This is a genomic window from Flavobacterium sp. GQ95 (assembly GCF_059758655.1).
This window is the reverse complement of the sequence record NZ_JCAXEB010000002.1, coordinates 354162-367004: the sequence shown is the minus strand read 5'-3', so window position 1 is coordinate 367004 and position 12843 is coordinate 354162. Positions and strand designations below refer to the sequence as shown.

The window sequence follows — 12843 nt, the reverse complement described above, 5'->3', positions numbered from 1 at the left end:
ACTAACCAAAAAACCACAATTATGAATCCATTCCATACCAAAACATGTCTGACCATCATGTTTTCCGGACTTTTAGCCACGGGCGGATTTGCGCAGAAAAAGCCTTCTAAAACGTACGATTTCAAAACGGTTACCGTTTATGAAACTATAAAAAATACGGATAAAAAGTTAACCAAAACCGAAACGCTTTCGTTTACACCTAAACCACAGCCAACAGAAAAAGAAGTTTCGGTTTTTGTAGATCCGGCGATGACTTTTCAAACCCTTTTAGGAATTGGAGGCGCATTAACGGACGCTTCCGCAGAAGTTTTCTACCAGCTTCCAAAAGACAAACAACAGGAAATTCTGACGGCCTATTATGACAAAGAAAAAGGAATTGGATATACGTTAGCACGTACGAATATGCAAAGCTGTGATTTCTCCAGCGATATTTACAGTTACATTCAGGAAGGTGATAAAGACTTAAAAACCTTTGATATTAGTCACGATAGAAAATACCGAATTCCGTTTATTAAAGAAGTTATCGCAAAAGCCGGAGGCAAAATCACTTTGTACGCTTCGCCATGGAGTCCGCCGGCCTGGATGAAAACCAATAATAATGTTTTACAGGGCGGAACTTTAAAACCGGAATACCACCAAAGCTGGGCTAACTTTTTCGTGAAGTTTATAAATGAATATGAAAAAGAAGGCATTCCGATTTGGGGTTATACTGTTCAAAATGAGCCAATGGCAGTACAGCGTTGGGAGTCCTGTATTTTTACAGCTGAAGAAGAACGTGATTTTATCAAAAACTTTTTAGGACCAACCATGCAAAAAGTGGGGCTTTCTAAAAAGAAGCTAATCATGTGGGATCACAATCGTGATTTAATGTATCAACGCGTAAGTACGGTTTTAGAGGATAAAGACGCAGCCAAATATGTTTGGGGCGTTGGCTATCACTGGTACGAAGACTGGATGAAAAACGGAATGAATTTCGAAGCCGAACGTCGTGTAGCAGAAGCATTCCCGGATAAACCCTTAATTTTAACGGAAGGTTGTGCAGCCGATTTCGATCAAAAATTATTAACCGACTGGAGTTATGGTGAAAAATACGGGATGTCGATGATCAATGATTTTAATATCGGAACCGTTGCCTGGACAGACTGGAATGTTTTATTGGATGAAACAAGGAGGACCAAATCATGTTCAGAATTTCTGCATGGCTCCTATTCACGCGGATCTTAAAACCGGAAAATTGATTTATACCAACGGTTATTATTACCTGGGACATTTCTCTAAATTCATTCGTCCCGGAGCAAAACGTATTGCTTGTTCTTCAAGCAGCAATAAACTTTTGTCAACTGCTTTTGTCAATGAAAACAATAAACTGGAAGTTGTGGTGATGAATTCTGGCGAAACTGATGTCGAGTATTTTCTTTGGATAAAAGGAAAAGCGGCTAAAATTACCAGTGCGGCACATTCTATTGCAACTTTAGAAGTTCAATAATATGAAAGCGTTTCTAACACTTCCTATTATTGTTTTGATGAGTTGTTGTTGTATCGCACAAACTTCAAAAGCATTGAAACCGCAACAGATTCCCGGGGAAATTGAATGCGAATGGTACGATCAGGGAGGCGAAGGAATTGCCTATCACGATACCGATGCTGTAAATAACGGAAGCGGAAAACTAAATCCGGTAAACGGAAATCCGTTGAATGAATTCAGAATAAACGAAGGCGTTGATATTTCGTATTCCAAAGCGGATGATATTGATAATAATCCATTTAATAAAGTACCAAGAAGCATTGGAGACCTTTATGTCGGCTGGACCGTTCCATCAGAATGGATTAATTATACCGTCGAAGTAACAAAATCCGGAACCTATAAAATTGGTTTGCTTTATACCGCAAACGGCGACGGCGAAATCAGTATTGATGTTAACGGAAAAGATGCTACGGGAAAAATGAAAATTGCCTCCACCCATGATGACAAAGATCCGATCGATTGGCGTCAATGGCATCATTGGAACAGTTCAGCATCCATTGGAACTATAAAACTTAAAAAAGGAAAGCAGGTTTTACGTCTGCATATTGTCTCCAACGGAAATATGAATTTTGATTATTTGACCTTTACTGCCCAATAATTTATAATGCCAAAAACTCCCGTTCGCCGCCATGAACGGGAGTTTTTATTTATATCATCTTCGCTTCTTGATTGTCTTCGTAAAATATTTTTATAAAAACCATAAATAATTATACCGATTGGTATATATTTGTAGTCTTAAATCATACTAAATCATGAGTAAGGCAGAAAGAACCAAACAGTTTATCATAGAACAAACGGCTCCAATCTTTAATATGAAAGGCTACAGCGGTACTTCGATGAGTGATATCACCGAGACCACTGGGCTCACCAAAGGAAGTATTTATGGAAATTTCGAAAATAAAGACGAGGTTGCCATTGCGGCGTTTAAGTATAATGTCAAAAAACTTCAGGATACTTTTTCGAGAGAAATCGATAAGCAAACTACTTTCAAAGGAAAATTATTGGTCTATCCCCAACTCTATTCGGAATATACTAATTTGAAAGTCACTAAAGGCGGTTGTCCCATTCTAAACACTGCAATCGAATCTGATGACACCCATCCGGTTTTAAGAAAGTATGCCGAAAGAACTCTTATTTACTGGAAAGAAAAAATAATGCATTTCATCGACCAGGGAATTGTAGCCGGAGAATTCAAAGCAAAATCAATCAATACCGAAAGAACTGCATTAACCATTATAGCGCTAATAGAAGGTGGAGTAATGATTAGCAAACTAACCGGAAATCTAACCGACTTATCAAATGTCATGCACTCAGTAAAAAAAGTAATAGAAGAATTAGAATAAAAAGAAGCAATAACAATATTGCTTTTTTAAGCAAATAAAATATACCGATCAGTATAAAATAATTATGAGTTATTAGTTATGAATTATTAGTTAAAAAATCATCCCGCATAACCCATAATTCATAATTCATAACTCATAACTAATAACTCATAACTCCTAACCCATAACTCAAAAAGTATGACACGTTTACAAGTACTTCAAAACCACATCGACAGAGAATTTACTGCTTCGCCATCGCCTTTTATGCTTTGGATGCGACCAATAGTATTAGCGGCGGAAGACGGCAGCGTTACCTTTCAATATTTAGTTCGGGAAGAAATGTCAAATCCAATTAAATCACTTCACGGCGGTGTTATTGCAGCCATTGCAGATGATTGTATTGGCGCTACGATGATTTCTTTAAATGAAGAAAATTTCTATACAACCATCAATCTCAATGTCGATTATTTTGCTCCGGCTCGTGTGGGCGATACCATTATCGCCAGAACATCGATCATTAAAAAAGGAAGACAATTCGTGAATGCCCAATGCGAAATCTGGAATGAAGCCCAGACGAGGTTAATTGCGACAGCGTATTCTAATCTTTTTAAGACTAATGTTGTGAAGCAGGAACTTTAAATTGAAATTCCAATATTTAAAATTCCAAATTCCAATTGATATAGCAAACAAAAAAATTTAACACATAGAAACATAGTTTTCCCTGACTAAAAAGAATATGAAAAGAAACTAGTTTCTCACACATAGCTGATGTATTTTCAAATAAATGAAATGCCTTTTTAAGCTAAAAAAAGCTATGTTTCTATGTGTTTAAATATATTTTTAAATACTTTTTTTTTAAAATTAAAAATATACCGATTGGTATAAAATAATAGTATGACATCACTACAACGAAAATTGCTCATTTTTACCGTAATCCTTGCCGCGATTATGGAACTTATTGATATTTCTATTGTCAATGTGGCGCTATCGCATATGAGCGGGAATCTGGGTGCGACGCTGGAAGACACTTCCTGGGTCATTACCGCATACGCCATTGCTAATGTAATTATCATTCCGATTACGAGTTTTTTGAGCGCTAATTTAGGGCGTCGTAATTACTATATCGGTTCGATTATTCTCTTTACGTTTTGTTCGTTTATGTGCGGACATTCGTCTAATATCTGGATGTTAGTCTTTTTCAGATTTCTACAGGGAATTGGCGGTGGCGCTTTATTGTCCATCTCTCAGGTGGTAGTTTTCGAACTTTTCCCGAAAGACAAACAATCTACCGCAGGGGCTTTATTCGGAGCCGGAATTTTCATCGGACCTACGATCGGACCAACGCTTGGCGGGTATATTACTGAGAATTACGATTGGCCGTGGATTTTCTTAATTAATATTCCGATTGGAATCTTAGTAGCGATTTCCTGTTACTTTCTGCTAAAAGAACCTCCCGTAAAACCCGAAATCTCAAAAGTCGACTGGACCGGAATTGCCTTATTAGCCATTGGCGTTGGTGCACTGCAAACCGTTTTAGAAAGAGGCGAAGTCGAAGATTGGTTCGAAACCCGTTATATAATAGTTTTAACCGCCATTGCCACGGTCACTTTACTGGCTTTTATTTATTGGGAACTAAAAATCGATAAACCCGTGGTGAACCTGCGGGTCCTGAAAAGCAAATCGTTAAGTATAGCCGCGATTCTGACTTTCGTTACCGGTTTCGGAATGTTTATTTCGATTTACATTAGTCCCGTTGTCGCGCAGCGTCTTTTGAGTTTTTCTCCGTATCAAACGGGCTTGCTTTTGCTTCCGGGTGCTTTATTTGCCTTAGTCGCCTTAAAGCTCTGCGGCACTTTATTGCAAAAAGGTGTTTCTCCCGTCCTCATCATCGCGACAGGTTTCCTGCTGTTTATTTATTTTAATTGGAGAATGTCCGAAATATCACTAGACACCAGCGCTTTTGAAGTCGCAACTGCACTTATCTTCAGAGCTTTGGGATTGGCTTTATTAACCGTTCCGCTAACCATGCTTGCTGTTTCTTCGCTTGACGATAAAGATGTCGGACAAGGTGCAGCGCTCAACAATATGATGCGTCAGTTAGGTGGTTCTTTTGGTGTGTCGATCATCAATACGTATATAGCTCATCGTTACGCCGAACACAGAAACGTATTAATTTCCAACGTAACGCCAGATAACGTAAAAGCAATGGAAAGAATAAACGCCTACATCAGTTATTTCCAACACAGAGGTTTTGCCTACAATGAAGCCAGAGCAAAAGCCTTAAAACTAATGGAAAACATCGTAACCAAACAATCGTCCTTATTAAGTTACCGGGATGCCTTTTTCCTCGTCGGTTTATTTTTCGCCCTCACTTTACCCCTATTATTACTGGTCATGAACAAATCCAAAAAACCAAAAACCAATATCATACTCTCCGATCATTGATTGCCCACGGATTTTACGGATTGAACGGGTTTGCACTGATTTTTTTAGTTTTTGCCACAGATTAAAAAGATTATAATGATTTGATCTGCCTAATCTGCTTAATCTGCGAGAAACAAAATTTATGCACACAGAAAAAATAATCCTCCAAATCCATACAATCTGTGGCAAAAAAAAATCAGCGCAAATCTGCCTAAATCTGCGTGAAATAAATTTAAGACATAGAAATTAATCTGTGAAATCTGTGGCAAAAAAAATCAACGCAAACCCGCCTAAATCCGCGTCATCTGTGTGCGATTTCACAAATAAATCATAAAAAATTAGATTACATGACCAATCGGTCATATATTTGCAGAGTAAAAATGAAAGCTATCATGGCAAAGGGAGAAGAAACCAGACAATTCATCATCGATAAAGCAGCACCTATCTTTAATACAAAAGGGATCGCAGCCACTTCTATGAGCGATATTATGGAGGCAACCAAACTGTCTAAAGGAAGCATGTACGTTCATTTTGAGAATAAAGAAGTTTTAGCCTGCGCTGCTGTAGATCATAATATGAAAGTATTGGGTGATAAACTGATGGCTCAAATCAGCAGAAGCAAAACAGCAAAAGACGAGTTATTTACGTATATCGATTTTTTTAGCAATGCAGTAAATCCGCCCCTAACCGGTGGTTGTCCGTTGCTGAATTTCGGAACAGAAGCAGATGACACCAACCCCGTTGTAAAAGAAAAAATCAATCAGGGGATTAAATACAACCAGAAATTACTGGAAAACAGCATCAAAAAAGGCATTGCCAACGGTGAATTCAACCCCGCCTGGAACGCAGCCGATTTTGCCACCGTAATTTTTGCGATGATGGAAGGCGGCCACCTAATTTCAAGAATGTCCGGCAACAACAATAAAATGAAAGTAGTCACCAATACCCTAAAATCAATGATTGAGGAAAACAGCCTCTAATTTTTTTTATTCAAAAAATGACCTTTCGGTCATATTTTTAAAGATTCAAAGGCACAAAGTTACAAAGGTGCAAAGATTAATAGCAATGGCAAAAATCAATAGCAATGACAATCGAAACAATAGACAATAAACAACAAACAATTAAACAATTAAACAAATACACAGTTAAACAATTTACAATTCATCATTAACAATTAACAATTAAGAAATCATGTCAAAAACAATTTTAATTTCAGGAGCATCAAAAGGATTCGGAAGAGCCTGGGCAGAAGCATTTTTAGCAAAAGGATACAAGGTAGCTGCAACAGCCAGAAATATCGACACCCTGGCCGACTTAAAAGCACAATACGGAGACGCAATTTTACCTCTTAAACTAGACGTAAACAATCGCGCAGAATCATTTGCAGTCGTAGAAAAAGTACAGCAACATTTCGGGACTATTGATATTCTGATCAACAATGCCGGTTATGCTTTAAACGGTGCGGTTGAAGAAGCTTCCGAAAAAGAAGCAAGAGCACAATTCGAAACCAATTTCTTCGGAACTTTATGGCTAACACAAGCCGTTTTACCAACCATGAGAAAACAACAAAGCGGTCATATCATTCAGGTTTCTTCTATCTTAGGAATCACAACTTTACCAAATCTAGGTCTTTACAATGCCTCTAAATTTGCCGTTGAAGGTCTTACCGAAACGCTGGCTTCAGAAGTAAAACAATTCGGAATCAACGTTACTTTGGTAGAACCAAACGGTTACTTCACAGATATCTGGGGTAACGGATTCAACAGCGAAAGCATTGACGCTTACGACGGACTTAAAAAAGCGATTGCAGAAGGACATGATCCTGATACCTTCGGACAAATTAACGCTACAGTACCAGCCATCATTAAATTAGTAGAAGCCGAAAACCCACCTCTACGCCTATTCTTAGGAAAAGTAGCTTTACCATTTGCCACACATGCCTACGAACAAAAACTAGCAACATGGAATGAATGGGCTGATGTTTCTGTAGCAGCACACGGATAATTTATATTCTGATTTTTTTAAGTTGATTGAACGAGGTCGTTTCTTTTTAAGAGAAATGATCTCGTTTTTTGTTTTTTGTTTGTTTTGTTTCAGGTTTCAAGTTTTAGGTTCATAAAAAAAGCGACCTATTAGATCGCTTTTATATTATTATGATGACAAATTTAAATTGGTAATGCTTTTAAATTTTCCAAAGTTTTTTGAGCAAGTTCAATTTTTTCTGTGAATAAATTTCGGCCATTTATCTCTTCAGCAACTTTAGAAATCTTTTTCTTAGTCGCAGTAGACATGGAAATGATTTTTGTTGTTTTCACAATCTTCTCTTTTTTCATAATCCTTTATATTTAATTGATTATTAATACAAAATTATCTATTTATTTTTTATAAACCAATACAGCAATGTATTTATTTTTAGGCACATATCGAACAAAACTTTTTTTGGCTTCATCAAATCCAAAAAATATATATTCTTTTGAAAGCTCTTCAAAGTGTTTATTAAAAAAATAGGTATACGTTCTTATTCTTCTGTCCTTATTTTTACAAATGTCAGTACACTTCTTAGAACAGGAATTTCTACATTCTTCTTCAAATAAATGGGAGCTGTCACTACCCTGAACATAAATAGGGAATCCCGGATAGTCCTTAAAAAATTTAGGAACTGTATTTAACACCGTATTAAACACGGTTCTCATGTCTCCATTATTAGTATTTTCATTGTCAGATATACTTTTAGTTTCAAAGTCATAATCACCAAAACCTAAATTATATAACTTTTGACCGCTCTTAGTCTCAAAACCCAAATACTGAACAGCCTTAATAACCTTCCTCTGCCCTGCACTCTCAAAAAGATATTGAACAATAGCATTTTCTACTGACAAGCTCGTTTCATAAATATCAATTTCCTTCAAATCTTTTTTCTTACAATACTATAGATATTTTCTTATATTTCATAAAGATATTCTTTGTTTTTTCTTCAGGTTTCATGTTTCATTTTTAGTCGCAGTTTTCATATTAGATTATTACTTATACCTGCTATAAATCACAGTTTACATTTTACATCTTGCTTCTTTCTTCTTGCCTCTTTATTCTATATTCTTTATTCTATATTCTTTATTCTTGCCTCTTGCCTCTTGCTTCTCACATCTTGCTTCTTGCCTCTCACATCTTCCCTCTTACACACCTTACATCTTCCCTCAAATATCTTACATCTTTCCCATCTAAAAAACTACCACAGATTCAGAAATTTAACGTCATTTCCAATTATAAAGCAATCAAAACCCTTATTTTACCTAAATTCTTTACAATTTCTTTAAACGGGTGTTAAATCTTTAATAAATATTAATTGTTAATTATGTAAGAAAACGTATATTTGAGTAAACAGTATATTTAAATAAAGTGCAAAAAGAATCAAAATCACATCGTTTTATATTCCCCAAAACTCCAACCGGAGTTGACGGACTCGACGAGATTACAAACGGAGGTTTACCAAAAGGACGTCCAACTTTAATCTGCGGAGGTGCCGGCTGTGGGAAAACATTAATGTCAATGCAATTCCTGATTAAAGGAATCACCGATCATAACGAACCCGGGGTCTTCATGTCATTTGAAGAGCCGTCGGACGACCTTACTTTAAATGTAAAATCATTAGGTTTTGACATTGAAAAGCTCAAAGCAGACAAAAAACTAGTAGTCGATCACGTTCGTGTCGAAAGATCAGAAATTGAAGAAGCAGGCGAATACGATCTGGATGGTTTATTCATCAGATTAGGCTATGCTATTGATTCGGTAAAAGCGACAAGAGTTGTATTGGATACCATAGAATCGTTATTTGCAGGTCTGGACAATCAGGCGATCCTGAGAGCCGAACTCCGACGTTTATTTCATTGGCTTAAAGCCAAAGGTGTAACCGCCATTATTACCGGCGAACGCGGCGAAGCAACCCTTACCCGTCAGGGATTGGAAGAATACGTTTCAGACTGCGTGATTGTTCTCGACCATCGTGTTATCGAACAGGTTTCGACCAGAAGACTCCGAATCGTAAAATACAGAGGATCTACACACGGTACCAACGAATATCCGTTTTTGATTGACGAAGAAGGAATTTCAGTATTGCCTATTACGTCTCTAAAACTCGATAATGAAGTCAGTTCTGAAGTCGTTTCGACAGGAGTTCCGGGTTTAAACGATATGTTTCATGGCGGTGGTTTTTTTCGCGGCAGCAATATATTGATATCGGGAACAGCCGGTACAGCAAAAACAACCGTGGCCTGTTATTTTGCGAATGAACAATGCAAAAAAAACGAAAGAACCATCTATTTTGCGTTTGAAGAATCGCCACAGCAATTGGTTCGCAACATGAGATCGATTGGTATTGATCTTCAAAAACATATCAAAAAGGGAATTTTGCAAATTCATTCTTCCCGTCCTTCATTGAACGGATTAGAGCTGCATTTGCTTACACTTAGAAAATTAATTAAAGAATTTAAGCCCACAACGATAATTATTGATCCAATAAGCAATTTGATCACCGTAGGAAGCGAACACGAAGTACGTTCGATGTTGGTAAGGCTTATCGATATGCTAAAAGCGCACAATATAACGGCACTTTTTACGTCTTTAAACAAACAAACCGACAATTTCAGGCCAGACCTTGCCGAAGAATCCGTTTCTTCCTTAGTCGATACCTGGGTCACGGTACGCGATATGGAAGGAATTGGCGAAAGAAACCGCGGGATATTTATCATCAAAGCAAGAGGAATGGGCCATTCCAACCAGGTGAGGGAATTTGTCATTACGAATAAAGGAATTGAATTACTGGACGTAGAATTAGGTCCGCAGGGAATACTTACGGGCACTGCAAGACAAACGCACAAATTCAAAAAAACAATATCAGACATTAAGCTTCAGAACGAAATTAACCGAAAAGATCGTGAAATTGAGCGCAAGCGCAAAGTTCTGGAAGCCAATATAGAAGCACTTAAAAATGAATTCGAATCGGCACAGGAAGAATTAAGTATTCTGAAAGCCACAGAAGAATTGCAGGAACAACTGTCTTCTAAGAAAAAAAAGTAAAACCATGAAAAAAGAAGTTGTAGCCGAATGGCAATTGCTTTTATATATAGCAGGCCAGACGCCAAAATCGATAAAGGCATTGGAGAACATAAAAAAATACGCCGAAGAACATCTGGCAGGGAAATACAGCATCGAAATTATTGATTTGCTGAAAAATCCCCAGTTGGCAGAAGGTGATCAGATTTTGGCTGTACCAACATTGGTCAGAAAATTTCCGGAACCCATTCGCAAGATCATTGGTGATCTTTCAAATGAGGAGAGAGTACTTGTAGGGCTTAATATTAAACCCTTAAATTCTTAGAAAATGGATTATTCAGCTGATGGGACAAGTACAACCAAACATAAGTTCATGCTTTTTGTTTCGGGTATGTCTGTTAAATCAGGACATGCTATTGAAAATTTACGCCGCATATGCGACAAATATCTGCATGAAAACTACGAATTAGAAATCGTAGATATCAGCCGGGATACAGAACAGGCCGTCATACATCAAATTGTAGCGATACCGACCTTAATAAAAATACATCCTGCTCCCAGACGAATCATTCTCGGAGACTTATCAGACAAGGAAAAAGTATTGAGAATACTTAATTTAAGTGAATAGAATTTGATAGTAAACGATAAAAATATAGACTCCTTATTGGCAGAAATTGAATCCTTAAAGCAACAGCTTTACGAGTCCAATAGCATTGTTGATGCCATAAAAGAAGGAGATGTTGATGCCCTGGTGGTCAACACCAACGGAACGCCGCAGCTGTATTCGCTGGAAACAGCCGATTATACTTATAGGCTCCTAATCGAAAAATTCAGACAGGGTGCACTGAGTATTGCCAAAAATGGCCTGATCCTGTATTGCAACGATTTTTTTGCAAAACTGGTCAATACGCCCTCAGAAAAAATCATTGGGAATTACCTGCACGAGTTTTTCGACAATCCATCACAGTTTGTCACGCTTATTGAAGCTTTAAAATTCGGACTTAGCACGCACGAAATCCTTTTTAAAAGCGATGGTGGCTCCCCTACTACTTTTCCGGCCTATATCTCGCTCACCGATCTTGAACCGTCTGTAGATGCGATTGGAATCGTAGTAATCGATTTGACCGAAAAGAAAAAACACGAGGAAGCCTTGCTCAAACATCAGCAGGAACTTGAAGGAAAAATCAACGAGCTCAACCGAATCAACAGCAACCTCGAAGAATTCATTCACGTCATTTCGCACGATTTAAAAGAACCGCTGCGTAAAATCGTCATGCATAACGGAAAAATTGACGGTACCTATTTAAACGGAGTTGACGCCAGATCGATGGAGATCATAAAATTATCCGTCTTGCGACTCAATTCCCTTGTCGATGATTTGGTGCAATACTCCTCGCATACCGCGCAGGAAGAACGCAGTGAAATCAATCTGGCCACCGTGATTGCTGAAGTAGTGGAAGATCTCGAAGTGATTATAACAGACAAAAACGCCAATATAAAAGCCGGAAACCTGCCCGTAATAAAAGCGTCCAGGGTGCAAATGCGCCAGCTTTTCTCGAATTTGATATCCAACGCCATTAAATACTGCAAGACAGATAAACCGCCGGAGATACAAATTTATCAGGCCGACAATTTAGACGTTGAATTACCAAATCAAAATAGTAAATTTGTAAAGATTCAGATCAAAGACAACGGTATTGGAATGGAGTCCAGCCATCTTTTTAAGATTTTTACAATATTTCAGCGCCTGCATGCCAGAAACGAATATTCAGGAAACGGTATTGGCCTCGCAATTTGCAAAAAGATTATGGAAAACCACTCCGGAAACATCACAGTCGAAAGTACACTGAACGAAGGGACAACATTTAATCTTTACTTTCCAATTGTATAAAATGCCAGAAAAAAAGCTACATATCATAATTGCCGAAGATGACAATGATGATGCAGATGTAATCTGCGAAACCTTTAACAACAACTCCAGCTTTAGCAAAGTAAGTCTTGTAGCCAATGGCGAAGAACTGTTAAATTACCTAAAAGATTCGACAAACGAAACCCCCGACGTGATCCTGACCGATATTAACATGCCCATACTCAACGGCATCGAAGCACTGCAGGAAATTTTAAACCACAACGACCTCAAAAACATACCCTGCTTTGTCTATTCCACCAGCATAAACCCTTCGTACAAACAAAAATGCGATGTACTGGGTGTAAAAGGTTATCTCATAAAACCCTACTCCTTCGAGGCTTTCGCCGAAATCCCGAAGACGATTTTGAGTATTATTGAAGATTAAAAAAATATAGAGACGAGATTTTTTCTTTTGGAGAGAAGGTCTCGTTTTTTTTTAGGGAGCTGTTTCCCGCTATCGGCTATATCTTTTTATCGACGAAAATGCCTCAAAAAAGGATACCGCCTCTATCGTGGCTAGGGAATTTGGTTCCATGAGAAGTTTTTTTTATAAAACCCGTATAAATACGCATTGTCTCTTTTTTATTTATACTTACACTTGTTAGAAATAAATT

General features: G+C 37.7%; 15 protein-coding genes. 13 read left to right on the top strand and 2 right to left on the bottom strand.

The features are described from left to right. Positions 1-21 precede the first annotated feature (21 nt). The 8 genes from AC6CH4_RS06255 (at position 22) to AC6CH4_RS06220 (ending at position 7275) form a co-directional block, all read left to right on the top strand. Complete coding sequence (locus tag AC6CH4_RS06255) at positions 22-1224, top strand: glycoside hydrolase family 30 protein (protein ID WP_498101180.1); 1203 nt, start codon at positions 22-24, stop codon at positions 1222-1224. Then, on the top strand, positions 1199-1486 hold the full coding sequence (locus AC6CH4_RS06250; RefSeq protein WP_498101178.1) for a glycoside hydrolase family 30 beta sandwich domain-containing protein: 288 nt from the start codon (positions 1199-1201) through the stop codon (positions 1484-1486). Before AC6CH4_RS06255 ends, AC6CH4_RS06250 begins: the two co-directional genes overlap by 26 nt. Position 1487: 1 nt before the next feature. After that, positions 1488-2123 carry a hypothetical protein gene (locus AC6CH4_RS06245; RefSeq protein WP_498101176.1) on the top strand — a complete coding sequence of 212 codons (636 nt, stop codon included), beginning with the start codon at positions 1488-1490 and terminating at the stop codon, positions 2121-2123. Between the two features lie 154 nt (positions 2124-2277). Further along, positions 2278-2868: a TetR/AcrR family transcriptional regulator gene (locus AC6CH4_RS06240; RefSeq protein WP_498101174.1), complete on the top strand. Its 591-nt coding sequence runs from the start codon at positions 2278-2280 to the stop codon at positions 2866-2868. A 177-nt stretch (positions 2869-3045) separates the two neighbouring features. Beyond that, positions 3046-3486 (top strand): PaaI family thioesterase, encoded by a 441-nt coding sequence (locus tag AC6CH4_RS06235; protein WP_498101172.1) that lies wholly within the window; start codon positions 3046-3048, stop codon positions 3484-3486. 255 nt (positions 3487-3741) lie between these two features. Continuing rightward, positions 3742-5292, top strand: a complete 1551-nt coding sequence (locus AC6CH4_RS06230; protein ID WP_498101170.1) for a DHA2 family efflux MFS transporter permease subunit — start codon at positions 3742-3744, stop codon at positions 5290-5292. Between the two features lie 371 nt (positions 5293-5663). Next, entirely contained in the window at positions 5664-6251 is a 588-nt protein-coding gene (locus AC6CH4_RS06225) for a TetR/AcrR family transcriptional regulator (RefSeq protein WP_498101168.1), read from the top strand. Positions 6252-6462: 211 nt separating this feature from the next. Further along, positions 6463-7275, top strand: coding sequence for an SDR family NAD(P)-dependent oxidoreductase (locus AC6CH4_RS06220; protein ID WP_498101166.1), 813 nt, complete (start codon positions 6463-6465; stop codon positions 7273-7275). Positions 7276-7436: 161 nt separating this feature from the next. Here the strand turns inward: AC6CH4_RS06220 and AC6CH4_RS06215 are convergent, their stop codons facing one another. Further along, entirely contained in the window at positions 7437-7604 is a 168-nt protein-coding gene (locus tag AC6CH4_RS06215; RefSeq protein WP_207556487.1) for a hypothetical protein, read from the bottom strand. A gap of 42 nt (positions 7605-7646) precedes the next feature. After that, on the bottom strand, positions 7647-8180 hold the full coding sequence (locus AC6CH4_RS06210; RefSeq protein ID WP_498101164.1) for a DUF6934 family protein: 534 nt from the start codon (positions 8178-8180) through the stop codon (positions 7647-7649). A 487-nt stretch (positions 8181-8667) separates the two neighbouring features. On the opposite strand from AC6CH4_RS06210, the gene kaiC reads away from it, so the two are divergent. The 5 genes from kaiC to AC6CH4_RS06185 are packed head-to-tail and all read left to right on the top strand — an operon-like array spanning position 8668 to position 12614. Next, positions 8668-10344: a circadian clock protein KaiC gene (kaiC, locus tag AC6CH4_RS06205; protein WP_498101162.1), complete on the top strand. Its 1677-nt coding sequence runs from the start codon at positions 8668-8670 to the stop codon at positions 10342-10344. Between the two features lie 4 nt (positions 10345-10348). After that, on the top strand, positions 10349-10645 hold the full coding sequence (locus AC6CH4_RS06200; protein ID WP_492965997.1) for a circadian clock KaiB family protein: 297 nt from the start codon (positions 10349-10351) through the stop codon (positions 10643-10645). A gap of 3 nt (positions 10646-10648) precedes the next feature. Further along, the gene (locus AC6CH4_RS06195; protein WP_498101160.1) at positions 10649-10948 is read left to right on the top strand and encodes a circadian clock KaiB family protein; all 300 of its coding nucleotides are present in this window, start codon (positions 10649-10651) and stop codon (positions 10946-10948) included. Between the two features lie 36 nt (positions 10949-10984). After that, positions 10985-12211 (top strand): sensor histidine kinase, encoded by a 1227-nt coding sequence (locus AC6CH4_RS06190; RefSeq protein ID WP_498101158.1) that lies wholly within the window; start codon positions 10985-10987, stop codon positions 12209-12211. A 1-nt stretch (position 12212) separates the two neighbouring features. Beyond that, positions 12213-12614: a response regulator gene (locus tag AC6CH4_RS06185; protein ID WP_498101156.1), complete on the top strand. Its 402-nt coding sequence runs from the start codon at positions 12213-12215 to the stop codon at positions 12612-12614. Positions 12615-12843: the final 229 nt, after the last annotated feature.